The organism is Herbidospora solisilvae, assembly GCF_009901565.1.
Taxonomy (GTDB): domain Bacteria; phylum Actinomycetota; class Actinomycetes; order Streptosporangiales; family Streptosporangiaceae; genus Herbidospora; species Herbidospora solisilvae.
Genome location: NZ_WXEW01000004.1, coordinates 111815 through 136688, shown reverse-complemented (window position 1 = coordinate 136688; position 24874 = coordinate 111815). Strand labels below are relative to the sequence as shown.

23 protein-coding genes are annotated in these 24874 nt (G+C 72.3%); 10 read left to right on the top strand and 13 right to left on the bottom strand.

The genetic code is table 11. The annotated features are described in order from the left end of the window. Positions 1-118 precede the first annotated feature (118 nt). From GT755_RS13965 to GT755_RS13940, 6 genes are read left to right on the top strand one after another with little or no spacing between them, the layout of a single operon-like run. The gene (locus GT755_RS13965; protein ID WP_161480160.1) at positions 119-886 is read left to right on the top strand and encodes a metallophosphoesterase family protein; all 768 of its coding nucleotides are present in this window, start codon (positions 119-121) and stop codon (positions 884-886) included. A gap of 15 nt (positions 887-901) precedes the next feature. Then, a complete protein-coding gene (locus GT755_RS13960; RefSeq protein ID WP_161480159.1) occupies positions 902-1336 on the top strand; it encodes an SRPBCC family protein in 435 nt (144 codons plus the stop codon). Then, on the top strand, positions 1333-2481 hold the full coding sequence (locus GT755_RS13955; protein WP_161480158.1) for an ArsA family ATPase: 1149 nt from the start codon (positions 1333-1335) through the stop codon (positions 2479-2481). The genes GT755_RS13960 and GT755_RS13955 overlap by 4 nt, the downstream gene beginning before the upstream one ends. Then, on the top strand, positions 2478-2903 hold the full coding sequence (locus tag GT755_RS13950; protein WP_161480157.1) for a DUF5304 family protein: 426 nt from the start codon (positions 2478-2480) through the stop codon (positions 2901-2903). The genes GT755_RS13955 and GT755_RS13950 overlap by 4 nt, the downstream gene beginning before the upstream one ends. A 19-nt stretch (positions 2904-2922) precedes the next feature. Further along, positions 2923-3867 (top strand): ROK family glucokinase, encoded by a 945-nt coding sequence (locus GT755_RS13945; protein ID WP_161480156.1) that lies wholly within the window; start codon positions 2923-2925, stop codon positions 3865-3867. 59 nt (positions 3868-3926) lie between these two features. After that, on the top strand, positions 3927-4502 hold the full coding sequence (locus tag GT755_RS13940; RefSeq protein WP_328794341.1) for an endonuclease/exonuclease/phosphatase family protein: 576 nt from the start codon (positions 3927-3929) through the stop codon (positions 4500-4502). Here GT755_RS13940 and GT755_RS13935 read toward each other — a convergent pair. Continuing rightward, on the bottom strand, positions 4450-6621 hold the full coding sequence (locus GT755_RS13935) for a bifunctional polysaccharide deacetylase/glycosyltransferase family 2 protein (protein WP_328794340.1): 2172 nt from the start codon (positions 6619-6621) through the stop codon (positions 4450-4452). The genes GT755_RS13940 and GT755_RS13935 overlap by 53 nt on opposite strands. A 193-nt stretch (positions 6622-6814) precedes the next feature. Further along, positions 6815-7441: a hypothetical protein gene (locus GT755_RS13930; RefSeq protein WP_161480154.1), complete on the bottom strand. Its 627-nt coding sequence runs from the start codon at positions 7439-7441 to the stop codon at positions 6815-6817. Positions 7442-7897: 456 nt separating this feature from the next. On the opposite strand from GT755_RS13930, the gene GT755_RS13925 reads away from it, so the two are divergent. After that, positions 7898-9034, top strand: a complete 1137-nt coding sequence (locus tag GT755_RS13925; RefSeq protein WP_161480153.1) for a hypothetical protein — start codon at positions 7898-7900, stop codon at positions 9032-9034. A gap of 11 nt (positions 9035-9045) precedes the next feature. Here GT755_RS13925 and GT755_RS13920 read toward each other — a convergent pair whose 3' ends face one another. Both GT755_RS13920 and GT755_RS13915 read right to left on the bottom strand, forming a co-directional pair. Further along, complete coding sequence (locus GT755_RS13920) at positions 9046-9519, bottom strand: hypothetical protein (RefSeq protein ID WP_161480152.1); 474 nt, start codon at positions 9517-9519, stop codon at positions 9046-9048. Between the two features lie 12 nt (positions 9520-9531). Next, positions 9532-10296, bottom strand: a complete 765-nt coding sequence (locus tag GT755_RS13915) for an alpha/beta hydrolase (protein ID WP_161480151.1) — start codon at positions 10294-10296, stop codon at positions 9532-9534. Between the two features lie 124 nt (positions 10297-10420). Here GT755_RS13915 and GT755_RS13910 point away from each other — a divergent pair, with 124 nt between their 5' ends. Next, positions 10421-11128: a lysophospholipid acyltransferase family protein gene (locus tag GT755_RS13910; RefSeq protein ID WP_161480150.1), complete on the top strand. Its 708-nt coding sequence runs from the start codon at positions 10421-10423 to the stop codon at positions 11126-11128. Between the two features lie 51 nt (positions 11129-11179). Here GT755_RS13910 and GT755_RS13905 read toward each other — a convergent pair whose 3' ends face one another. Continuing rightward, on the bottom strand, positions 11180-13561 hold the full coding sequence (locus GT755_RS13905) for a VIT domain-containing protein (RefSeq protein WP_161480149.1): 2382 nt from the start codon (positions 13559-13561) through the stop codon (positions 11180-11182). Next, complete coding sequence (locus tag GT755_RS13900) at positions 13558-14445, bottom strand: helix-turn-helix domain-containing protein (protein ID WP_161480148.1); 888 nt, start codon at positions 14443-14445, stop codon at positions 13558-13560. Before GT755_RS13900 ends, GT755_RS13905 begins: the two co-directional genes overlap by 4 nt. Before the next feature lie 108 nt (positions 14446-14553). Here GT755_RS13900 and GT755_RS13895 point away from each other — a divergent pair, with 108 nt between their 5' ends. Continuing rightward, entirely contained in the window at positions 14554-15021 is a 468-nt protein-coding gene (locus GT755_RS13895; RefSeq protein WP_161480147.1) for a Dps family protein, read from the top strand. A gap of 125 nt (positions 15022-15146) precedes the next feature. On the opposite strand, the gene GT755_RS13890 is transcribed toward GT755_RS13895, so the two are convergent. Further along, complete coding sequence (locus tag GT755_RS13890; RefSeq protein ID WP_328794339.1) at positions 15147-16091, bottom strand: ankyrin repeat domain-containing protein; 945 nt, start codon at positions 16089-16091, stop codon at positions 15147-15149. Positions 16092-16224: 133 nt separating this feature from the next. Beyond that, positions 16225-19050, bottom strand: coding sequence for a KAP family P-loop NTPase fold protein (locus GT755_RS13885; RefSeq protein WP_161480146.1), 2826 nt, complete (start codon positions 19048-19050; stop codon positions 16225-16227). Between the two features lie 184 nt (positions 19051-19234). Between GT755_RS13885 and GT755_RS13880 the strand changes: the two genes are divergently transcribed. Next, the gene (locus GT755_RS13880; protein ID WP_235966681.1) at positions 19235-20182 is read left to right on the top strand and encodes an alkaline phosphatase PhoX; all 948 of its coding nucleotides are present in this window, start codon (positions 19235-19237) and stop codon (positions 20180-20182) included. A gap of 102 nt (positions 20183-20284) precedes the next feature. Here GT755_RS13880 and GT755_RS13875 read toward each other — a convergent pair whose 3' ends face one another. The 5 genes from GT755_RS13875 to GT755_RS13855 are packed head-to-tail and all read right to left on the bottom strand — an operon-like array spanning position 20285 to position 24839. Next, a complete protein-coding gene (locus GT755_RS13875) occupies positions 20285-21109 on the bottom strand; it encodes an ABC transporter ATP-binding protein (protein ID WP_161480144.1) in 825 nt (274 codons plus the stop codon). Next, positions 21096-22076, bottom strand: coding sequence for a taurine ABC transporter substrate-binding protein (locus GT755_RS13870; protein ID WP_161480143.1), 981 nt, complete (start codon positions 22074-22076; stop codon positions 21096-21098). Before GT755_RS13870 ends, GT755_RS13875 begins: the two co-directional genes overlap by 14 nt. 11 nt (positions 22077-22087) lie before the next feature. Further along, positions 22088-22849, bottom strand: a complete 762-nt coding sequence (locus GT755_RS13865) for an ABC transporter permease (RefSeq protein ID WP_062351433.1) — start codon at positions 22847-22849, stop codon at positions 22088-22090. Next, positions 22846-23910, bottom strand: a complete 1065-nt coding sequence (locus GT755_RS13860) for an LLM class flavin-dependent oxidoreductase (protein ID WP_161480142.1) — start codon at positions 23908-23910, stop codon at positions 22846-22848. The genes GT755_RS13865 and GT755_RS13860 overlap by 4 nt, the downstream gene beginning before the upstream one ends. 17 nt (positions 23911-23927) lie before the next feature. Beyond that, entirely contained in the window at positions 23928-24839 is a 912-nt protein-coding gene (locus GT755_RS13855) for a bifunctional helix-turn-helix transcriptional regulator/GNAT family N-acetyltransferase (protein ID WP_161480141.1), read from the bottom strand. Between the last annotated feature and the right edge of the window lie 35 nt (positions 24840-24874).

Here is a 24874-nt window from a genome sequence, read left to right as displayed (position 1 = left end):
GATAGAGCCGTCACACAGGCGTTATCCGGTCAATCGCAAGGTATCAGTCCGTGACTGCCCGAACGCCCACCGGCACCATATCCGGACCAATCGCTTGCTCGGGAATATCATGTCGGCCATGCGCATCAACGTCGTGAGCGACGTCCACGGCCGTGCCGACGCCCTCGCCAAGGCGGGGGTCGGCGCCGACGCCCTGATCTGCCTCGGGGACCTGGTGCTGTTCATCGACTACGCCGACACCTCCCAGGGCATCTTCCCCGACCTGTTCGGCCACGAGCGCGCCGCCGAGTACGTCCGGCTGCGCACCGAGAAACGGTTCGACGAGGCCAGGGCCCTGTCGGCGGTCCTGTGGGCCGACCTCGGCGGCGACCCCCGCCAGCACATCGAGAAGGCGGTCAGGGCCCAGTACGCCGACCTGTTCGCCGCCATGCCGGTGCCCTCCTACCTGACCTACGGCAACGTCGACGTGCCGTCGCTGTGGGCCGACTACGTGCGGGAGGGGCAGCACGTCCTCGACGGCGAGACGGCCGAGATCGGCGGCCTGACCTTCGGCTTCGTCGGCGGCGGGCTGCAAACCCCCTACCGCACCTCCTACGAGCTCCCCGACGAGGTCTACGCCGCCAAGGTCGCCGCCCTCGGCCCGGTCGACGTGTTGTGCACGCACATCCCCCCGGCGGTCCCCGACCTGCTCTACGACGTGGTGGCCAAGCGGTTCGAGCGGGGCAGCGAGGCCACCCTCGACTACATCCGGACTTATCAGCCCCGCTACGCCCTCTTCGGGCACGTCCACCAACCTCTGGCGCCGAGGACACGAATAGGGCGTACCGAATGCCTGAATGTCGGGCATTTCCGGGGACGCGGGACACCGTTCACCCTGGACCTGTGAGCTAAGGTCGGCTGCATGGCTGATCGCACCACGTCGAGCATCGTGATCGGCGCGAGCCGGTCGACAATCCTGGCCGTCATCGCCGACTTCCCCTCCTACCCGGAGTGGGCCGGGCAGGTGAAGTCGGCGCAGGTCCTCACGACCGGCGACGACGGCCGGCCGGCGACCGTCCGGTTCGTCCTCGACGCGGGCGTGATCAGCGACGACTACGTGCTCGCCTACGACTGGTCCGACGAGCTCGTGAGCTGGCGCATCGCCGAGGCCGGGAAGATGGTGTCCGGCCTGACCGGCAGCTACCGCCTCGCCGACGAGGGCGCCTCGACCGAGGTCACCTACGAGCTGGCGGTCGACCTGAAGGTCCCGATGATCGGCATGATCAAGCGCAAGGCCGAGAAGGTCATCATCGACACGGCCCTGAAGGGGCTGAAGAAGCGCGTCGAGAAGGCATGAGGACCCTCCTCTTCACGGGGAAGGGCGGCGTCGGCAAGACGACGGCGGCCGCGGCCACCGCGACCCTGGCCGCCCGGCGCGGGCTCAAGACCCTCGTCGTCTCGACCGACACCGCCCACTCGCTGGCCGACGCGCTCGCGGCCACCCCGTCGGGCGAGCCCGCCGAGGTCGCCCGCGGCCTCTACCTCCAGCAGGTCGACACCCAGAAGGCGATGGAGCGCCACTGGGGCGACCTGCAGGAATACGCGCGCGGCCTGTTCAGCGAGCTGGGCCTCGACGCCATCACCTCCGAAGAGGTGACCGTGCTGCCCGGCGCCGAGGAGATCATCGCGCTGCTGGAGCTGCGCGAGCAGGCCCGAACCGGCCGCTGGGACGTCGTCGTGGTCGACTGCGCGCCCACCGCCGAGACCCTGCGCCTGCTCGCGCTGCCCGAGGCGCTCGACTGGCACGTGACCCGGCTGCTGCCGATCGGCCGCCGGGTGATGCGCGCCGCCGCTCCCGTGATCCGCGCCGTCGCCAAGATCAGCGCGCCGGAGGAGGGCGTGCTCAACGCGGGGGAGCGGCTCCACAAGGGCCTGATGGAGGTGCGCGCCCTGCTGACCGGCGACGACGCGTCGGTCCGGCTGGTGCTCACCCCCGAGGCGGTGGTGGTCGCCGAGGCCCGGCGCACGCTCACCTCTCTTTCCCTGTACGGATACCGCGTCGACGCCGTCATCGCCAACCGCGTCTTCCCCGAGGGCGGGGCCGACCCGTGGCGGGCCGGATGGGTCGAGGCGCAGGCCCGCCAGATGGAGACGGTGCGCGAGTCGTTCGAGCCGCTGCCGATCCTGCGGGTGCCCTACCTGCCCGAGGAGCCGGTCGGCGTCGAGGCGCTGGCCGTCGTCGCCGAGGAGCTCTACGGCACCGCCGACGCGTTCGGCCCGGTCACCGGCGAGCCGCCGCTGCGCTTCACCGCCGACGAGGTGGTGCTCTCGCTGCCGCTGGCCGGCAAGAACGACATCGACCTGGCCCGCAAGGCCGACGAGCTGATCATCACCGCCGGGCCCTACCGCCGGGTCATCGCGCTGCCCGCCGCACTGGCCCGCCGAGAGGTCGCGCAGGCGGCGCTCCGCGACGGCCGCCTCCGGGTACGGTTCGAGATATGACGGAAAGCAACGAACGTCCCGACCCCTTCGGCTCGGCCGCCGACGAGGCGTTGAAGCTGCTCGACGCGCTGCAGCAGCGGGTCGGCCGGGAGCTCGGCAAGGGCTTCGTGAAGGGCGCCTTCTCCGGGGTGACCGGCACCACCCAGCGCCCCCGAACGACTTCCGCCCCTCAGGATGTGTGGAGCGAGGCGGTTTCAGGGCATGATCACGAGGAGTACATCTGCCGGGCTTGCCCGGTTTGCCGGGTGATCGCGGCCCGACGGGACGCCGGCGGCGACGTGAGCGACCATCTGATGGCGGCGGGAAGCGAGTTGCTCGCGGCCTTCCGGCAGGCGGTCGACACCCTGCAGCGCCCGGCGACTCCGCGCGGGCCGGCCGATCCGGCGGGTGACTCGAAGGTAGAGCACATCGATCTGGGCTGAGCCTGACGGGAGAGACGACATGGCGCTGACCATCGGCATCGACATCGGCGGCACCAAGGTCGCGGCGGGTGTCGTCGACGCCCACGGCGTGATCGTCGAAAGCCTCCTGAAACCGACCCCCGCCGACAACCCCGCCCAGGTCGCCGAGACCGTCGCCGAGGCGATCAGGGAACTGTCCGAGGAGTACGAGGTCGAGGCCGTCGGCGTCGGCGCCGCCGGCTTCATCGACGAGACCCGCAGCGTCGTCCGGTTCGCCCCCAACCTCGCCTGGCGCGAGGAACCCCTCCAGCGCAAGCTCACCAAGATGACCCGCCTGCCCATCGTGGTCGAGAACGACGCCAACGCGATGGCGTGGGGCGAGTTCCGATTCGGCGCCGGCAGGGGCGAGAGCCACCTGATCGCCGTCACGGTCGGCACCGGCATCGGCGGCGGCCTCATCCTCGGCGGCTCCGTCTACCGGGGTCGCTGGGGGATGGGTGGCGAACTCGGCCACATGCAGACCGTGCCCGACGGCGTGCGGTGCGGCTGCGGCAACCTCGGCTGCTGGGAGCAGTACGCCAGCGGCAACGCCCTGGTCCGCGACGCCCGGCGGATGGCCGAAGAAGACCCCGACCGGGCCGTGGTGCTGCTCAAGCTGGCCGGGGGCACCCCCGAGAGCATCGAGGGCCGCGAGGTCACCGACGCCGGCCGGGCCGGCGACCCGGTCGCCCTCGACGCGTTCGCCACCATGGCCCGCTGGATCGGGCAGGGCCTGGCCGACCTGGCGTCCATCCTCGACCCCGGCTGCTTCATCCTCGGCGGCGGCGTCTCCAACGCCGCCGACCTCTGGCTCGACCAGGCCCGCGAGGCCTTCGCCGAACGCCTGACCGGCCGGGGCCACCGCCCCGTCGCCGAGGTGCGGCTGGCCGAACTCGGCGCCTCCGCCGGCGTGGTGGGCGCGGCTGATCTGGCCCGGCTGCCCTGATCCGCGTCGCCACCTACAACCTGCACGGCCTGCGCGACTCCCGCGCCGCGCTGGCGCGGGTGGTGCGCGCGCTGGCCGCCGACGTGCTGTGCGTGCAGGAGCGCGGCCTCGGCCTCGCCTTCTCCCGGCTGACCGGCCTGGAACCGGCCTGCCACTCCCGCTTCTCGGGGGTGGCGGTGCTGGTCAGGCCGGGTGTACGGGTCGTGCACGCCGAACACCGCCGGCTGCGCTGGTTCCCGGGCCTCGAACGCCGGTCGATGGCGGTCGCCGTGGTCGAGGCCGAGGGCCTGCGCCTGGCCGCGGTCTCCTTCCACCTCGACCTCCACGCGGGGGCCCGGCTGGCGCACGCGGTGGAGATCGTGCGCCGGACCGAGTCGGTGGCGGCCCGCTTCGACGCGGTCCCGGTCCTGGCGGGCGACCTGAACGAACTGCCGGAGGCGGCGGCGTGGCGACACCTCGCCTCGCGGTACGACGAGGGCGGCGACGGGGCGACCTTCGCGGGCAAGCGCATCGACGCGATCTTCACCGGACGCGGCGTGGCGGCGCTCGCGCGGGGAGTCGCCGGCGCGGACGAGGCCGACCTCACGGTCGCCTCGGACCACCGGCCGGTAGTGACCGACCTGCGGCTTGCGTGAACTCGTTGAACGTGCCCTCCCGGCGGATGCCGTGCCAGCGCAGCCGCACCCCCAGCAGCGCCGTCGCCAGCGACTGGATGACCACCAGATACATGAGCTGGCGGTAGACGAACTGCTGGAGCGGCAGGATCCACAGCGCCGAGGCGCGTTCGCCGTCCAGGAGCAGGGCGTACCAGCCGATCAACCCCTGCACCAGGACGAAACCGGCCCAGGCTGCCACGACCGGCAGGGGGTCGTCCACGGCGATGGCGTAGATCGCCATGAGGTCGACGACGGGCGCCAGCAGAGGCAGCAGCACGTGGAACAGCGTCAGGTAGCCCAGGCAGCGGCGGCCGAACGGGTTGCGCTCCACGACCGCGCGCCGGTGTTTCCACATCGCCTGCAGAGTGCCGTAGCACCAGCGGTAACGCTGTCTCCACAACTCGCCGAGCGACGCGGGCGCCTCGGTCCAGGCCACCGCGTTCTCCTCGTAGACCACGCGCCACCCGGCCCGGCACAACGCCATCGTCAGGTCGGTGTCCTCGGCCAGCGTGTCGCCGCTGACCCCGCCCAGCGCCACCAGCGCCGAACGCCGGAACGCCCCGACGGCGCCGGGCACGGTCGCCATGCAGTCGAGCAGCTCGAAGGCGCGGCGGTCGAGGTTGAAGCCGATGACGTACTCGATGTGCTGCCAGCGGCCGATCGCGCCGCGCCGGTTGCCGACCTTGGTGTTGCCGCTGACCGCGCCGATCGCCGGGTCGGCGAACCGGCGGACCAGGCGGCCGATCGTGGCGCGTTCGAAGACGGTGTCGCCGTCGACCATGATGAGCAGCTCGTGCGAGGCCTGCGCGATGCCGGTGTTGAGCGCGGCCGGCTTGCCGCCGTTGGGGCGGCGGATCACCCGTACACCGGGGAATCCGGGTGCGGCCGCCAGGTTGGCGGTGCCGTCGGTCGAGCCGTCGTCGACGACGAGGATCTCCAGTTCGCCCCGGTAGGAGGTGGCGACCAGGGAGCGGAGCGTCGCCTGGATGCCCGCCGCCTCGTTGTAGGCGGGCACGATCACGGTCACCGGGGGAGGGCTCGGCCATCCGCCCACCGCGTTCCTCCGTCTCGTGCCCCCGCGCGTGCGGTGCGCGTGCACGCCCGCGAGCACGATGAAGAAGCCGAACCGCCCCAGCGTGAGCGCCCCGGCGATGAACAGCGCCCAGCGCAGCACGCCGGTGAAGGTCTCCGAGGCGCGCTGGGCCAGGTTGAGGGCGGCGCCGAAGAACCGGTCGACCGCGCCGGCCCGCCGGTGCGCCGACGGCATGCCGATCGCCTCGGTCACCGTGACGGCCCGGTAGTCCTCGCCCTTCAGCCTCTCCAGGACCAGATCGAGGGCCTCGACGGTCTGCCGCCTGTCGCCGCCCGAATCGCGCATCGTGACGACCGCGCCCTCGCCCCCGGCGGGCAGCGACGACGCCACGATCTCGGCCGTGCCGGGGCGGCTCCAGTCCTCCGCGTCGAGGTCGGTCAGGACGACGAGATGGCCCTCGGCCGCCAATTCCTTCATGGCGGCCCACTGGAGGTCGGTGACCGCCGGGGGCGCGGGGGAGTGGGGCGGCCGGGCCAGCGTCGTGTGCAACCCCGTCGCCCCGGCCAGCGCCCGCTGGGTGAGGGAGGACTCCAGCCGGAGCCGCCAGCCGGGCACGGCCGTCAGGTCGGCGTGCGAATAGGTGTGGTTGCCCAGTTCATGGCCCTCGGCGACGATGCGCCGCGCCAGATCGGGGTGCCTGGCGACCTTCGACCCGACCACGAAGAAGGTGGCCTTGGCGCCGTGCCGGGCGAGCACGTCGAGGACCTGGGGGGTCCACTCGGGATCGGGGCCGTCGTTGAAGGTCAGCGCGACGGTCCTGCCCGGCAGCCGCACGCTGGTGGGCCGGTCTCCTGTGACGTTGACGACGGGACCGCCACGCCGGACCTCGGCCGACTCGGCGGACGCGAAACCGGCGGGCGGGCCCGGCCGTGTCTCACCGACGACGCCGGTCGCGTATCCGTCGAGCGTCAGCGCGGCGGCGACCACCAGCAGTCCGGCGGCGACCAGGAACCAGTGCCCCCGGGGGCCGGACGGCAGGCCGTTCGCCGTGGCGGTCCTGGCCACCGGTGGCCGGCGTCGCCGGCGCGGGGAGCGCCCCTTGGGCGGAGGTCTCCTTCGCCGCGAATCCTGACCGTCGCCGGGCCGGGAGTGGCGCGGGTGGCCGGAGCCGGTGCGCGTCATCGGGCCGCCTGGTCATGGTCTGGGGTCGTGGTGCCCGGGCCGAGCGGTTGGCCGCCGTTGGTGAGGCGGGCGGGCGTCATCGGGCCGCCTGGTCACGGTCTGGGATCGTCGTGCCCGGGCCGAGTGGTCGGCCGCCGTTCGTGAGGCGGGTGTCGGGATCGGTGGCTGAGCCGCTGGTGGGTTCGGTCGTCACGCCGGTCGTGGGTTGTGCGGTGGGGCCGTCGGGGGAGGGTTTCGTCGTGCCGCCTGAGGTGGGGGCGGTCGTGAGGTCGGGCGCCGCGGCGCTCGGGGAGCCGGGAGGAGGCTCCGGCCGGCGGTGCGGCGCAGGGTCGCGCGAGGGCCGTGGGCTGAGCTTGGGCCGGGGGCTGATCCGGGGTCGCGGGCGCGCCGACGGCGAGACCGGGAGGGCGGTGCTGACGGCCGGGCGGTTCGCCAGGCGGGCCGTCGGCGTCGGTCGCTCCGGCCGGCTCGGGCGGGCCTCCTGGGCGGGATCGGGTGTGGCCTTGTCGGCGGGCCCACCGCGCGAATCGCCCGGCCATCCGGACACCGAGAGCCCCGTGTCGGAGAACAGGCCGCCGACCAGGATCACGACCAGTGCCACGAGCGGGACGCCCGACCCGATCGACACCATCGTCATCAACCGGCGGCGGCGGCCGCTCTGATCCACGAAGACGGCTTTTGTCGGATATTCCTCAGGAAGCACGAGTAAATGGTAGTGACACGGATAACGCGGGGATGACCGATCCCATTCGAGAAAAGGTTGCGATTCGGAATTCTGGGGAGCGATCCTGGCCGCTGTCTCGGGCCGACGACCTGCGGAATCTGACAAGTCTTCAATGTCGGACTTTGTCGTTTTTCGCGATCGAGAAGAATGCGGCCCGCCCGATCGTCCGGCCTATTCTCCGTTAGTCGCCGTCATTGGGGTGAACGGCGAATCCGCCGGGTTCCGGGCGTCGATCCGGTCCGCCGGGCGGGTCCAGGGGACGCGCCCGCGCCGGCCGGTTGTCTCGCGATTGCCGAAGTCCTTCCCCTGACCTGGGTGGTTCTGGGGTTTGGGGTTGGCGATCTAGGCCTGGATGGGGGCTCTCGGAGGTGGTCTTGACCGGGGGAATTCCGTCCTATCGCCCGCGGGGGCCGTGCGTCCCCGTACGATTTGTTCATGCCCCGCCGCTTGATGCGGTGTGCGGTGCCGTTGTGTGTGTTCCTCGCCGGTCTGCTGGCCGGCCAGCTCCCGCTCGCACCATCGCTCGCGCACGTGTCCACCGCCTCCGCCTGGTCCGCGACCGTTCCCGAAGAGGTCGTGCGGCAGGCCTCGTCGGCGCGCCTCGGCCGGGACGCCGCGCTCGCCGACGTCAGCGGGGTGTCCGGCACGGCCGTCTGGGCCGTCGGGCAGACCGGGTTGTGGGACGTCTGGCGCAACCGCGGCATCGTCACCCGCTGGAACGGCGCCTCCTGGACCGAGGTGCCCACACGGGGCGACGCCACCGGGGCCGGGCCGCTGCGCTCGGTCAGCGCGGTCTCCGACAACGAGGTGTGGGTGGTCGGCGACGGCCACGACGGCGTGCCCTACGTCGGGCGGGGCGGCGGCAGCGGCATCGACCGGGTCGTGGTTCCCCAGGTCAGGGCGGGCGACTGGCTGCGTGCCGTGGCGGCCGAACCCGGCAAGGCGGTGATCGTCGGCAGCCGCGGCGGGCGGGTGCTCGTGGTGACGAGCGGGCCCGCGTGGAAGGTGCACGAAGGCCCCGACGGCGTCCTCCACGGCGTCGCGCTGCGCGGCAAGGACGGCTGGGCCGTCGGCAACAACGGCGACGAGCCGCTGATCCTGCGGATGGCGGGCGGGGCCTGGAAGCCGGTGAGCCTGCCCGGCATCGAGGGCGGCTACCTGCGCGACGTCTACATCACCAGCGCCAAACGCGCGGTCGCGGTCGGCGGCGTGTTCACCGAAGACGGCACCACCCTCCCGCTGATCCTGCGCTGGGACGGCCGCAAGTGGCACCGCGAGACCCTGCCCGCCGGCGACGCCGAACTCTACGGCGTGACCGGCGACGGCAAGGGCGGCTACTGGGCGTCGGGCTACGACGCCGAACGTCCGGGCGAGGCCTTCCTGCTCCGCTACACCGACAAGAAGTGGAAGCCCCTGCGCGGCGAGGCCGGCGCCGGCGACCGGTCGGTTCGGCTCCAGGCGGTCGTCCGGACCGACGACATGACGATGGCCGTCGGCCACGTGCTCGCCGACGACCACTACAGCGACCTGGTCGAGACCTTCGGCCCGGCGGTCGGCTCACCCGTCCGTTAGGGCGGCCGGGCTCAGATCACGGCCCCGTCATCCCACCCCGAGTCGTTGGGCGGGCCGTCGCCCATGCGGACCACCAGGGCCACGAAGCCGCCGATGAACGAGGCCACCGCCGTGAAGACGATCCACGGGTCCATCGGGAGCTTCAGCATCGCGGCCAGCAGCAGGTAGGCGGGCCCGCCGAACAGGGCCGTCCAGGCCACCCGGGTCACCAGGTCGGCCTTCGGCAGGGGCGGCGGAGGCGGCGGGACGTAGTGGTCGTGGTCGTCGTCTTCGGCCGGTTCGTCGCCCGTCTCGTCGCCCGTCTCGTCGCGGGGCTCGTCGACCTCGTCGAGCTCTTCGGGCGTGGGCTTGGGCGTCGGCTCCTCGCCGTCCGGGACGTTCTCCCGGTCGGGCCATGGCCGGTCGGCCGGATCGTCTCCGGCGCTCTCGTTGAATGAGGCGACGATTTGACGCCAGACCTCGTCTTCGTCACTCTGCGGCGTCACATCGATCCCAGGTCACAGGTCTTTGGTCAAGGGTACCGAGGCGTGCGTGCGGACGAAGTCGAGGCTCCCCGAGAAGATGAGCGGGGCGTCGTTGTCGAGTGTCGCCACGTGATAGCTGTTCACGCACTCCCGGATTTCCAGGTTCTCTCCCATTCTGTCGCGCAGGAACGCCACGCTGGCCTCTTTGACCACATGATCTTCCGGGGACCGGTAGACGAGCACCGGCTGGGTGATCTTCGACAGCTGCGACTGCGTCAGGCGCCAGAGTTTCGGCAGCGTGGCCGCCGCGCGCACCGGCGTCCTCGGGTACGCCAGCTCGGTCGCCCCCGCCTTCTTGATGTCGTTGGCCACCCCTGCCACCGAGGGCAGCAGCCACTTGAGGACCGGCGCGAAGTTCAGCGCCGGGTTGTCGTTCACGACCGACGGGTTGACCAGCACCAGGCCCCGCACGGCGGGGCCGTGGACCTCGGCCAGCCGCAGGCCCATGCAGCCGCCCATCGACAGGCCCATCACGAAAACGTCCGCGCACTTGGACTTCAGCACCGTGAAGGCCCGGTCTATTTCGGCGTACCAGTCCTCCCAGCGGGTTCGATTCATTTCCTGCCAGGTGGTTCCATGCCCCGGCAATCGGGGCAGTGAGACCGTCAGCCCGGCATCCGCGAGGTGTTCACCCCACGGGCGCAGCGACTGTGGCGTCCCGGTGAAGCCATGGCAGAGCAGCACCCCGACCGGTCCGCCCTCGTGATGGTAGGGCTCCGCGCCCGGCAACAACGGCATGGCACCTCCCGATGGGAAATATGCCCGATAGTCGCACGTTAAGGCGTAGTCGTGCGAGGGGAGTCGGCGTGGCAAGATGACACGAACAGATGGCACAGGCAATGCCGAGAGAAGGAGCCCCTGAGTGTTCTACTGGGTGGTCAAGGCCATCCTCTGGCCCTTCCTCCACTTCGTCTTCCGCCCGTGGGCGGAAGGGGTGGACAACGTGCCGAAAGAGGGGCCGGTCATCCTGGCCGGAAATCACCTGTCGTTCGCCGACCACTTCTTCGGGGCGCTGTTCCTGCCCCGCAAGGTCATCTCCCTCGGCAAATCCGACTACTTCACCGGTTCCGGCCTGAAGGGCCTGGTCAGCCGGGCGTTCTTCTCCGGGGTCGGCACCGTCCCGATCGACCGGTCGGGCGGCAAGGCCAGTGAGGCCGCGCTCAACACCGGCCTGCGGGTGCTGCGCGAAGACAACGTGCTGGGCATCTACCCCGAAGGCACCCGCTCGCCCGACGGCCGCCTCTACAAGGGCAAGACCGGCGTGGCCCGGCTTGCCCTGGAGTCCCGGGCGCCGGTCATCCCGTGGGCGATGGTCAACACCTTCGAGATGATGCCGCCCGGCCGGCTCATCCCCAAGCTCGGCATCCGTCCCGGCGTCCGCTACGGCAAGCCGCTCGACTTCTCCCGTTACTACGGGATGGAGAACGACTTCCACGTGCTGCGGGCGGTCACCGACGAGATCATGTACGCCCTCATGGAACTCTCCGGTCAGGAATACGTCGACAAGTACGCGGCCAGCGCGAAGGTCGAGATGGTCCGCGCCGCGAAGGCGGCTAAAGAGAACCAGTGATCTACGTTGTAAAGGGCCCGGGCTTCGTCAAGTCCGGGCCCTTTATCGTGCTCAGCGCTTCCAGAAGGGCTTCGGCTCCGGGGCGCCGCCCGTCAGCCGGGTCAGCAGCTCCTCGGTCTTGGCCCAGCCGCGCGCGAGGTCGAAGTCGGCCCGTTCGGCCCATTCGAGCTCGCTGGCCAGCGCGGTCAGCTCGTGGTGCCCGCCGACCATCTGAGCGGCCACCCGCAACCGGCTGGCCAGGTCGGCCAGGTAGCGGCGGCGCTCGTCGTCGGGCCGCCCCTTCGCCTGGGCCAGCCGGGTCAGCTCGCCCTCCAGCAGCGGGACGATGCCGCTCAGGTCGGTCTGCGGCGCCTGCTCCCGGCCCGGGTGGGGCATCATGCGGTCCATTCCGCCGCCACCTCCGCCGCCGAACGCCCGGCGCAGCCTGCCCGCGGCCTTCGGCGCGGGGGCCGAGCGCGGCATCGGCGGGGACATGGGCGGGGACATCGGCGCCGGCATCGGCGGAGGGCCGCCGGGTGCGGCGGGCGGCACGGCCGGGGCGCTGAACCCCAGACTGGCCTGGGCCATCATCGGCATCACGCCACCGGCGGCGGTCAGCTGGACGGGCGTGGCCGCCTCCCAGCCCGCCGGGGTCTCCACCGGCTGGATCACCTGGTGGACGGGCGGGCCGTCGCCGACCACCCGCTCGTCGACCGCCACGAACGCGGTGAACCGGCAGAGCACCCCGAACGCCAGCGACGTCTCGACGATGCGCTTCTCCAGGGTGTGCTCGCCGATCGTGTACCTGTCCTCCAGCCGCCGCAGCTCGGCGCGCGCCCAGATCGCGCGGACGGCCGGGTTGGCGCTCTCCCGCCCGGTCACGGTCTCGGACCAGGGGGTGGCCGCCTGGCCGCGTACCGAGATCGAGGCCTGTCCGGACGCCGCCCGGTAGCGGCCGAAAGCGGTGAGCGGGACCCCCGGGAACACCGAGCCGACGTGGGTGACGCCGGAGACGGTCAGGCCCTCGGGGTGGAGGGTCACGTCGGTGACCAGGGGCGCGCCGATGCGGCGGTGGATGTGCTCCATCGCGGCGTCGAGGCGGTCCTCCGACTCGACCAGCTCGCAGCGGCCGCCGCCGAGCAGCGCCAGGCGGCCCAGGAAACCGGCGTTGACCGCCTGGTCGATGCCGACCGTGTGGACCCGGACGTCGCCGGTGAGCCGCGCGCCGACGCGCTCGATGATCTGGTCCTCGTTGCCGACCTGGCCGTCGGTGACCATGACCAGCACCCGGTCGCGGCCGGGGTCGGCCAGCAGGTCGAGCGCGGTCTCCAGCGGCCGGAGCATCTCGGTGCCGCCCCGGGCCTCCAGGCGGGCCAGGTGCTCGACCGCGCGGTAGCGGGTGCGGTCGCCCGCCTTCTCCAGGCCGGGGAACGGTTGCTCGACGACGTGGTCGAACGAGATCACCGCGAACCGGTCATTGGCGGTGAGGGTGTCGACGATCCGGGCGGCGGCCCGGCGGGCGGCGACCATCTTCCAGCCCGACATGCTGCCCGACCGGTCGAGCAGCAGCACCACGTCGCGCGGCGTGCGCCGCTCCGCCACGTCGGGTGGCAGGACGGTCAGCGCGAAGGTGCCCTCCTCGCCCTCGGCGTCGGGGGTGAGCGTGAGGGAGGTCGAGGCGGCGTAGCGGAACCGGAGGATGAAGTCGCGGTCGAGCCGCTCGCCCGGCCGGACCGTGAGGGTGTCGCCCTCGCGGTCGACGTCGTGCAGGCTGCTCTGGATCTCGGTGATGTCGAGCCCGGCCGGGTCGACGGTCACGCTCAGGCCGAGGCGGACCGGGCTCGGGAAGCCGGGCAGCAGCACCGGCGGCGTGATCCGGGAGGCGTCGGGGACCGCGTCGGTGTCGGGCTCGACGCCGGGCCCGGCGGGCTCGCCGTCGAGGGGCGCGCCAGGAATGTAGCGCGGGGCCACGACCAGCGGGAAGCGGAACTCGGCCGCGCCGTCCTCGTAGGGCAGGGGCTGGCTCAGGTCGAGGTGGACGGTCACCCGCTCGCCCGGCACGATGTTGCCGACCCTGATGGCGAAGACGTCGGGCCGGTCCTCCTCGGCGATGGCGGCCCGCCTGCCCTCCTGGAGGGCGCGGGTGTAGTCGGCCCGCGCCTGGCCACGCTCCTTCAGCACGCCCTCGACGACGTGGCCGTCGGCCTCCATGCGGAAGGCGGTGACGGCCGCGCGCGGCGGCAACGGGAAGACGTAGGTCGCCTCGAGCGGCACGTCGTGCGGGTTGCGGAACCCCTGCACGACCGCGACCCCGGCGGTGAGGGCCGAGATGGAGGCCCGGACGTCGACCGACTCCAGGGGCAGGTTGCCCTTCTCGGTCTCCAGGGCGCCGAACCCCGCGTCGGGAACCGGCAGCACCTCATCGGGCCTGATCGGCGTGATGGGAACGGTCATGACGGGATCCCTTCGGTGAAACCGAGCTCGGTCAGGAGGTCGATCAACGGCTGCGCGGCCACGGTGACGGCCGCGTGTTCGTCGTCGGTGAGCGGGCGGGAGAGCAGCAGAGCCGCCTCCGGGGTCAGGCTGACGCCGTGGAACACGGGCGGGAAGCTCGGGCGAGGCGGCGGTGGGAGGGGCGGGGTGGCCCAGAACCGGGGCCGGGATTCCATGGGGGCCTGCCGGGCCGGCGGGTGGTTCGGAGCCAGGCCCGTCCGCCCGCCGACCTCGCCGACGGCGGTCCTTTCGGATTCCCGGCTGCCACGGGCGGGCACGTCGCCCGCGAGACTCCCGGCGTCGCCCGGATGAATGGAGCCGTTGGCCGGGAGTGTGGCCGGGTCTCCCTCCTCCGGCGCGGGCCCGGTGCCCGGAGGTCTTTTGGCGTTGCCGGGGGGTGTGGCACGGTCGCCCCGGTCCGGCCCGGTGCCCGGAGGTCTTCCGGCCCCGTTGCCCGGGAGCGCGGCAAGGTCGCTCATGTCCGGCGTGGGCCTGGTGCCTCTGGGTCTTCCGGCGTCGTGGGTGCTCAGGGAGGTCGCGCGGCCGCCCGCCAGGGCGGCGAGGTGGTCGTCGGTCGCGCCGAGGAGTTCACGCTGGATGGCCGCGTTGGACGCGCCCTCGGCCTGGCGGCGCTTGACCGCCACGAGCTGCAACAGGTGCCGTCGGCCGTAGAGGGCGATCCGGCCGCGCCGGGCGAGAGGCGGGTCGAGGAGGCCGATCGTCGTGTAGTAGCGGATCAGGCGTTCGTTCGGCACGTCGCTGACCCGGCCGTTGGCAGGCGCCAGCCCGGCGAGCGCGGCGGTCGCGCGCTCGGCCAGTTCGGCGATGGTCCAGGTCTCGTCCATACCTCCACAGTGACACTGTCACGATGACACTGTCAACCAGGGAATACGGGCGATTCGTCCACTGTTGTGCGGAATAGACCGACTTATGTGGGAGGGAGATCCGCTTTCATGGCTTCGATCACCAGCCTTCTGAGCGCGGAAGACAAGAAGGTCACGGCTGAGGCGCTCCAGGGGGCGCTTGTCGATCTGCTGGACCTGTCGTTGCTCGGCAAGCAGGCCCATTGGAACATCATCGGACGGTCGTTCCGTTCGCTGCACCTGCAGCTCGACGAGATCGTCAGCCTGGCGCGCGACAGCGCCGACAGTGTGGCCGAGCGGGCCATCGCCATCGGCGTCAACCCTGACGGCCGGGCGCGCACGCTGGCCGAGCACACGCACCTGCACCAGCTCGACCCCGGGTACATCGAGGACGGCAAGGTCATCGCCGCGATGACCGACATCCTGGAGTCGATCGTGCGCCGCATGCGCGAGCGCATCGAGGCGACGGAGAAGAGCGACCTGCTCACCCAGGACCTCCTGATCGGGATCTGCCGGGAGCTGGAGAAGCAGCACTGGATGATCCAGGCCCAGCGCTGACCCCCGACCGAGACGGCCGCCGCGCCTGACGTGATTGGCTGGATCCTTTCAGGAGCGGCGGCGCCAACCTGGGTCACCGGGAACCGATGCCGCGGTCTTTCGAGACCGCGGCATCGGTGTCGTTTTCAGAAGTCGATGTCGTGCACCCGGATCCAGTGGTCCGGCGGTCCGGTCACCGCTCTGGCGTCGATGGGGCGCAGGCCGGCGGCGGCGCAGCAGTACGCGAGCGCCTGCCCCTGGTAGAGGTACTCGGCCAGGATCTCCTCCGCCGACAGATGGCCGCCGGCGTCGCCGCCGCCCGGGTGCGTGTCGGAGTCCTCGATGACGCCGTTGACGCCGACGACGCCCTGGCTGCCGCTGCCGGGATTGACGAACACGCCATAGGCGGTCGCCCCGGCGCACAGAGGTTCGATGACCTCGTGCCAAGTGGGCGTCGCGCCCCATGGCTGGGTGAGTACACATCCGCCCGGCACGTCGGTCAGTCCGAGCACCGTCTGGTCCTCCGACGAGGTGTCCAGGATCGCGGCCATGTCCGCTTCAGGCACAAGAGCGGCGTCGAGTCGTCGGATGGCCTCTTTCGAGGAGATGGCGGAGGCGAACGTCACGCCGAACCCGGTGAGGTCGATCCCCGCCAGCACCTCGATGAGGCGGCGTGATTCGGCGACGGCCTCCATCTCCGCAGTGGACAGGCCTTGTCGGTCCGGAGGCGAGGGAAACAGGTCAGGTACCGGGCCGGCGAGTGCCAGGCGTCCGGGGGCCCACCCGGACATCATCGGCCGCCACGGGTCGGCGCCCGCGGTGATGAGGAGGCGGGCGACATCCATGTGCCCATGGAAAACCGCCACCCACAACGCGGTGCGGTCGTCGTTCATCGCGTCGACGTCGGCGACCCGGCCGATCAGTTCGGCGACGACCTCGGGGGAACCCCACTGAGCCGCGAGATGCAGCGGGCTCCCGTCGAACGTGCCGAATTGGGGTGCACCGGTGTCCGGGTCGGCGCCCTCGGCGAGTCTGGTCCGGATGAGGTCGGGATCGGCCCAGCCCCGGCCTCTCACGTCAGCCCAATTCACGGTGATTCTCCTGTGGAAGATGGATGAACAGAACGGACCTCGCCTCCGCGCGTCACGTCGCGGAGGCGAGGCGGAGGACTGTTCGTATCCCTGGATGCCAACAGCAAGATCACACCCTGTGAAGATCACTATGTCAGAGCAGGCGTCTTGCGAGGTCGGTGACCGATGGCGGCGCCGCCAGCAGCACGCGCAGCGGATCCCACTTCGGCCCCGGTTCCAGACCGGCGCCGGTCAGCGCCTCGTCCCAAACTGCGGCGTTCCCGGCGGCCTCCTCCAGGCGGCCGAGCACCGCGCCGCCGGACAGGCGGGACAGCAGGTGGGGCCACCGGACGGTCAGCGCCGCCAGTTTCGCCACCTCGGCGTCGGAGGCGGCGCGTTCCCCGGCCAGCCGCTGGCGGTAGGTGACGAACGAGTAGAAGCGGAAGACGTTCACGTAGCGCTTGAGCTCGCGCGGGTTCGACGCCGTCAGCACCGGCAGCGCGCCCCGGATGGCCCGGTAGGCGTTCTCGTCGCTGTAGAGGTCGTCGAACACCCGGTCGGCGGCCAGGCGGGTCTCCGCCCACAGGCCGCCGAGCGCCGAGGTCTCGCCCTCCGCCACGGCTACCGTGTCCTGGGCCGCGCGGGCCGCCTCGTCCAGGGTGTCGACCCGGGCGCCGGAGCCCCGGATCTGCCGCTCGATGCGGGCCACCATCGCCAGGTCGACCGACGGCCGGACCGGCGCGGCGACCGGCGCGCGGCGCTGGGCCGGGATGTCCATCAGGGCGCGCACGTATTCGGGCAGGCGGGCGTCCTCGTCCAGCAGCGGCACCCGCAGCGGCAGCTGGACGATCTTCTCCAGGAACCGCCAGCCGAGGTCCTCGCGCAGGTGGGCGGGCATGCTCTCGGCCAGGTCGCGGTAGGCCACCTCGACGTGCGCGGCCACCACCTCGGGCTCCATGGCCAGCACGAACACGCAGTTGGGGAACTCCCCGGCCAGGAACAGGTTGATCGCCTCGATCACCTGGGCGACCGCGCCCGACGAGCAGCGGTCGAGGTCGTCCACGAAGACCACCAGGGGGCGCTCGGAGGTGGCGACCAGGTCGAGCACGTGGCCCATGTCGGTCTGGACGAGATGCAGGAAGCCCGTCCGCGCCCCGTAGCCCGGTCCGTCCCCGCTCAGCGGATCGGGCGCCCGGACCAGCGACGCGAAGGCCGACTCGGCCGATTCGGTGAGGAAACGCGCGAGACGTACAGAAGCCGCGAAGACCGCGGCCACCGCGCCGCCCGAGGCGAGCGCGCCGGCCGCGCCGGACAGGACCGGGAGCAGCGGCGCGGCCAGCAGGGACGCGCCCGACAGCAGCAGCGTCAGGACCAGCCCCAGCAGCGCCGGGCCGAGCCGCATGAGCGCCAGGTGGTAGGCGCGGCGGCGGACCGCCTCGCGGTCGACGCGGGCCAGGTTGAGCCGGAGCCAGAAGCGCTCCCGCTCGGCGCGGGGCAGCCGGCCGGTGATCTGGGTGATGATCTCGTGGGCCAGCCCGGCCCAGACCTGCTCGTCGTTCTGGTACATCCACGGGTTGAACCAGACCGTCGGACGCCAGCTCCCCGAGGCCGCCTCGACCGGCGCGGACGCCCCCTCGGTCTCCTTGGCGGCGGCCCGGACCTCGGCGTTGGTGACGCCCTCGGCGGTCCGGCTCCCCGGCCAGAGCCGGGCCAGCAGCCGGATCAGCCGGGCCGGCGGGCGGGCCGGGAGGCTGCGGGGCAGCCGCAGCTCACGGGCCTTCCCTGCCGGGGCGCCGGGGTCGAGCTCCTCCTGGATCATCCGCATCAGCGAGGTCTTGCCGGTGCCCCAGGGGCCCTTGACCCCGATCGTCAGCGGCGGCCGGGTCTCGGCGTGCCGGATGAACGCGGCGATGGCCTCGGCGTAGACGCGGTGGCCGAGATGGTCGTCGACGGTCCACCGGTCGGGGGTCAGCCGGGCCCGGGGGCGGGTGGCCCGGCGGCGGGCCCGCCAGCGGCGCAGCGCGCCCGGCAGGGTGGCCCGCTCGTCGTCGTCGAGCCGGGCCCGGCCGAAGACGGCCACCGCCGGGTGGCTGAACGGTTCACCCAGCAGGCCCCACTCGGCGAGCTCGGTGCGGCCCTTCCTGGTGCCGCCGAGCACCTCGGCCACCTCGCCGGTCAGCCGCTCTCCCTCGGCCAGCAGGCTGCCGCGCCGCAGCAGCAGCTGCGCCTCCGCCGACAGGTGCTCGTCGTAGATCCGGGCGACCGCCTGCTCGGCCGACTTCGGCCGGGGGCCGCCCAGCATCGCGGCGGCCCGCTCGAACACCGTGGGCAGCGTGCCCGGCACGGTGCCGCGCACCGCCACCGCCACGTCGAGCGCCTCCGGCGAGGTCAGCAGGTGGGGCAGGAACTCGGCGTGCTCGCCGAAGGCCGCCAGGGCGTGGGCCAGCAGGTCGGCGACCGAGACCACGCCGTCGCCGCCGAGGTCGGCGTCGAAGGTCAGCAGCCCGTCGGCGACCACCTCGGTCAGGGAGGGCGCACCCGGCCGCACCTCCGTACCGAGGGCCAGGCCCGTGGTCAGCGCGGCGGCGGCGATGCCCGGCGGGGTCAGCAGGGCGCTGACGGTCTGCTCGTCGGGGGAGGCGCTGCCGATCCACCCGAAGTCGACGATCATCAGCACGGCCGAGGCGGTGGTCTCACCGACGGAGGCCCCGAACCGCTTCACCAGCGTCGCGAAGTCGGCCCCCGACCAGGTCGCGGTCGACGGCCAGCGCACCAGCAGCAGGTCCCCCGGCCGCCCGGAGGCCAGGAACGCGGCCAGCCTTTCGTGGTCGCGCCGTCCCGACGGGCAGGTCTCGACGGCGTAGCCGGACGATCTGAGGGCACTGGCCAGCCGGCGGCCCGGTGGGTCCTGGTCGAGGAAGACGAGGGCGCGGCGCGAGGTGACGGCGGGCGCGAGCACGTCTCCGGGAGGAAGGGGCATGGCCGATCACTCTAGAAATGGTCCAGCTCTCCGCCGCCCGTGGTTTGGGCAAAGTTTTAGCGTGGGACCCGCGCCGATTCCCCGTAAGTTCACGTCACTCGGTTCGACTGGCCCCGCCTGCCGCGCGTAGCGTGATTTGCGAGGGAGGGACATGGCTGCCGGTTCGGGGAGGTTCGCGGCCCTGATGAGAACATGTGAAGATCCGGCCATCGAGCTGGCCGAGGGTTTCACCAGCCGCGTGGTCGGCCGCACGGGCGAACGGGTCGGAGGGCTCACCTGGCACCAGGCGCCCGACGACGGCGCGTGCTTCGCCGACGGCGACGGCTGGATCTACGTCTCCAACTCCGAGATACCGCTCCTCGGCGGGGTGTCGGCGCTGCGGTTCGGCCCCGACGGGTCGATCCGCTCCGGCTACCGCATCCTGTCGGGCACCGACAGCAACCGGGCCGGGGGAGCGACGTCGTGGAACACGTGGTTGTCGTGTGAGGACAGCAGCCGCGGCCGGGTCTTCGAATGCGACCCCTACGGCCACTTCGCCGCGATGCCGCGCCTGGCCATGGGCCTGTTCCGGCACGAGAGCGCCGTGTGCGACGAGGTCGGCCAGGTGGTCTACCTGACCGAAGACCATCCCGAGGGCTGCCTCTACCGGTTCCGCCCCGACGACTGGCGCGACCTGACGACCGGGGTCCTGGAGGTCATGGTCGGCTCCGGCGCCGGGAAGGTGACGTGGTCGCGGGTCCCCAACCCCGCCGCCACCGACGCCCCCACCCGCGACCAGGTCCAGGGCGCGCTGCGCTTCGAGCGGGCCGGGCGCTGCTCGACGTCGGGCGGCTTCTGCTACTTCTCGACCGGCGACGACCGGGTGTGGTCGTACGACCCGTCGGCGGGCGAGCTCTCGGTCCTCTACGGGGCCGACCCGAGACTGCTGGCCGGACCGGGCGACCTGTTCGTCACCCGCGACGGCGAAATCAACATCATCGGCGACGACGGCGCGGTGACCCCGCTCCTGCGCGTCGGCGGCCCGGAGAAGTCGATCACCGGCCTGGCCTTCTCCCCGGACGGCGAGCGCCTCTACTTCTCCTCCCGCGAGGGCGGGATCACCTACGAGGTCACCGGCCCCTTCAAGGGCTGATCTCCTCGGTACGACCGCACCGGCCGAACCCAAGATCGTCGTCGACGGTCTTGTTCAGGAGCCTCAGGCGCGGCCGAGGGGGCATACCCGGACCTGTCCTCGTCATCCGGCCGCTCCGGCGCGGGCCGAGGCGGCGTCTCTGATCGCGGTCTCCACTTTCTCGCGTAGATCGCCGCCGACCCGGGCGTCGAGGGTGATGCGGCCGGGTGGTCCCGCCAGGGCGATGACGCGGGTGCCCAGAGTGGTCGCCTCGGTGACGTCGTGGGTGATGAACAGCACCGTCACCCCGGTGTCCCGCCACAGTTCGCGGATCTCCTCCTGCATGCGTTCACGGGTGAAGGCGTCGAGGGCGCCGAAGGGTTCGTCCATCAGCAGGACCTTCGGGCGGGGCGCGAGCGCCCGCGCGATGGCGGCCCGCTGCCGCATCCCGCCGGACAGCTCGTAGGGCTTCAGCCTGGCCGCGCCTTCGAGGCCGGTCATGGCCAGCAACTCGGCGACCCGCTCCTTCCGGGCGGCCTTGGGCGACCGCCGCAGCCCGAATGCGATATTTCCGGACACGGACAACCACGGGAACAACCGAGGCTGCTGGAACACCACGCCCCGGGACGGCCCCGGCCCGCTCACCGGCGCCCCGTCGGCCAGCACGGTCCCGGCCGTCGGCGGGGCGAACCCCGCCACCAGGCTCAGCAACGTGCTCTTGCCGCAGCCCGACGGCCCGACCACGGTCAGGAACTCCCCTGCGGGAATGACCAGGTCGATCGGCCCGAGCGCCGGGCGGTCACGGTAGACCCGCGTCACCCCCCGCAGCTCGATCGCCGCCAAGCCGGTCGCCGGTCCGCTCGCCGGGGCTGCTGCCGGGCCGGGTTCCGTCGCCTCCACGACGGCGGAACCCGGGGTCTGGTCGGCCCTGGGGTCAGGGGAGGGCATTGGGCAGCAGGCCCTTCTGGAAGACCGTCAGGTCCGGGACCGCGTCGAGCTGCTTCTGGCCGACCAGGAACTCCGCCGCGCTGCGCAGGTTCTCCGCCAGCTTGCCGGGCGCGTCGGCGGTGCCCAGGTACTCGGGGGAGCGCTGCTCGGCGGCGTCGAGGAGGACGAGCTGGCCGAGCTGGCGGCCGGCCTCGGCGGGGTCGAGGTTGAGCTGGCGGCCGATGGCCGCCGCGGCCGCCGCCGCGTCGGTTCGGGTCAGCTTGACCGCGCGGTCCTGCTGCTTGAGCCACTCCTGGAGGATCTCGGGGTGCTTGTCGGCGAACTCGTCGCGGACCACCGCCAGGTCGGCGGTGAGCTTGCCCTTCCCGGCCAGCTCGCGGCTGGTGGCCAGGACGGCGCCGTCCTTCTCCAACTCGGCCAGGACCGGCGTCCAGACGTAGGCGGCGTCGATGTCGCCGCGTACCCACGCGGCCTGGATGTCCGGCGGCTGGAGGTCGATGACCTTGGCGTCGGTCACGCCGGCCTCCTCCAGGACCGCCAGGAGGCTGTAGTGGGCGGTCGACGCGAACGGGGTCGCGATCGTCTTCCCGGCCAGGCCGGCGACCGAGGTGATCTCCTTCTTGGCGACCAGGGCCTCGTTGTCGCCGATCACGTCGAAGATCCACGGCACCCGGTAGGGGATGTCGAGCGGCGCCGAGAGGCCGCGGGTCACCGGGGAGCTGCCGGCCAGGCCGATGTCGATCGCCCCGGCGATCATGGCCGTGTTGACGTCGCCGCCGGAGTCGAACTTGCTCCAGGTGATCTCGGTGTCCGGGAGCGCCTGCTCCAGCCACTTCTGGTCTTTCACGATCAGGTCGCCGTTGGGGATGAGCTGGTAGCCGATCCGCAGCGCGGTCTTGGCCGGTTCGCCGGCGGGGGCGGAGCAGGCCGTGGCCAGCACCAGCAGCGCCACTATGACGCGTTTCAAGGGGGGCTCCTTCAGATGTGACGGCCGCGCCAGGGCACGAGCCGCCGGTCGAGCGTTTGCAGCAGGTAGTCGATGAGCAGGCCGGACAGGCCGATGACGATGATCCCCAGCACGACGACGTCGGTCTGGTTGTAGCGCTGGGCGTCGCGGACCATCCCGCCGATGCCGGGCACGCCGTTGACGGTCTCGGCGGCCACGACGGTCGTGTACGCCACCCCCACCGCCACCCGCACCCCGGTCACGATCTCGGGCAGGGCGCTGGGCAGCACCACCCGGTAGGGGATCTCCCACGGGCGGGCGCCCAGCGAGCGGGCGGCGTTCAGGTAGTCGTCGTGCACGCCCCTGACGGCGTCGGCGGTGGCGACGGCCACGGGCGGCAGCGCCGCCAGCAGCAGCAGCCACACCTTGGGCTCCTCGCCGATGCCGAACCAGATGACGAGCAGGCTCAGGTAGGCCAGCGGCGGCAGCGTGCGCACGAAGGTGACCAGCGGGTTGAGCAGCGTGCGCAGCACCGGGACGACCCCGATGAGCAGCCCGAGCACGATGCCGCCGCCGATGCCGTAGAGGCAGCCGAGGACGATCCGGCGCAGGCTGGCAAGGAGGTGACCGGCCAGGGTGTAGCCGCTGTAGCCCTCGGTGGAGGTGCGCAGCAGCTGGTCCCAGACGGCGACCGGTTCCGGCACGAACACCGGCGGCCAGATCTTCAGCCAGGCCACCACCTGCCAGACCGCCAGCAGGAAGAGGACGGCCCCGAGGCGCAGGGCGAGGTTCATCTGAGCAGCGGCAGCAGGAACTCGCCGGCCCGGATCGACTCCTCCAGGTGCGGCCAGCCCGACAGGATGAACTCGTCGAGTCCTAGGGCGGCGTACTCGCGGATCAGCCGCGCGACCTCGGCGTACGACCCCACGAGCGCGGTTCCGGCGCCCTCGCGGACCAGCCCGACGCCCGCCCACAGGCCGGGGGAGATCTCCAGGTCGTCGGCGCTGCCGCCGTGGAGGCCGGCCATGCGGGCCTGGCCGACGGAGTCCATGCGGGCGAAGCGGGCCTGCGCGGCGGCGATCCGGTCGGGGTCCATGCCCGACAGCAGGTGCCGGGCGTAGGCCCAGGCCTCCTCGGAGGTGTCGCGGGCGATGACGTGGAGGCGGATGCCGTAGCGCAGGGTGCGGCCGGTCTCGGCGGTGCGCTTGCGCATGCGCTCCAGGCGCTCGGCGATCATCGCCGGCGGCTCGCCCCACATCAGGTAGACGTCGGCGTGCTCGGCCGCGACCTTCTCGGCCGCCGGGGAGGCGCCGCCGAAGTAGATCTCCGGCGGGTTCGCCAGCGGCGTGGCCAGGCCCGCGTTCTCGACCCGGTAGTGCTCACCGGTGAAGGAGAAGGGCTGGCCCTCCCAGGTCCGGCGCAGCACGTGGAGGTACTCGGCGGTGCGGGCGTAGCGCTCGTCGTGGTTCAGGAAGTCGCCGTAGGCGCGCTGCTCGGCGGGGTCGCCGCCGGTGACGACGTTGAGGCGCAGCCGCCCGTCGCTGATCTCCTGGAACGCCTCGGCCTGCTGGGCGAGCAGGGTCGGCAGCGTGAAGCCGGGCCGGAAGGCGACCAGCAGGCCGATCCGGTCGGTGGTGGCCGCCACGGCCGCGCAGGTGACGAGCGGGTCGGGGCAGCCCAGGCCGACCGGGGTGAGCACGGCCTCGAAGCCGGCCGACTCGGACGCCTGGGCGACCTGGGTGAGATATCGGAGCGTGGGGTGCCGGACCGGCGCCGCGCCGGCCGCCACCGTGGTGGTCGCCGGGCGGACGTGGTGGCCGTCGCCCGAGGTCGGGAGGAACCAGTGGAACCGCATGCCGGGAGCATATTCCGCTAATTCCCATCAGTAAAGCGGGGAATGTCGCGCTCCCAGATCTCGTCCGTGAAACCGTCGGCCCGCTCGGTGCCGGTGACCTCGAATCCGGCCGCCCGGTAGATCCGCCGGGCGGAGGTCAGCACGTCGCGCGTCCAGAGCCGGACCCGCCCGTACCCGGCGTCGGCGGCGAACCGCAGGACCTCCTCGACCAGCCGGGCGCCGACCCCGCGCCCGCGCGCCCAGGGCTCGACGAGCAGCAGCCGCAGCTGGGCCGTCTCGTCGTCGTTCCGGACGCAGAACACGCAGCCCGCCGGGCGGCCGTCGATCTCGGCGATCCATCCGGCCTGGCCCGGGTCGTCGCGGTGGTCGAGGAAGTCGGCGCAGATCCGCGCCACCAGGGCCTCGAAGCCGGGCCCCCAGCCCTGCTCGCGGGCGTAGATCGCGCCGTGCCGCTGCACCACCCAGCCGAGGTCGCCGGGCCGGGGCGGCCGGATCACCACGGCGCCGCTCTCGGGCCCGCCGCCCAGGATCTCCCTGATCGCGGCCATGCTGCCCAGCAGGCGCGGCAGGTCGGCCCCGTCGAGCAGGCCGGCGACCTGGGCCGCCGACTTCTCGTCCAGTTCCGTGTACGTCTTCCTCCCGGCCTCCGTGAGCGCCACGACCTGGCGGCGGGCGTCGTGGCCGGCCCGTTCGCGGGTCACCAGCCCGTCGCCCTCCAGCCGGGTCAGCAGGCGGCTGAGGTAGCCGGCGTCGAGGCCGAGCGCCCGGCGGATCTCCCCGGTCTCCATGGGGCGGGGGGTCTGGCCCAGTTCGTACAGGACCCTGGCCTCGGTCAGCGAATAGGGCGAGTCGTGCATGCCGGGACCGAGCACGCCGATGACCTCGGTGTAGAAGCGGTTGAACGCGCGGACCTCCGCGATCGGGTCCATTGCTCTCCTCAAGTAAACCGTTGACTCAGGCAACG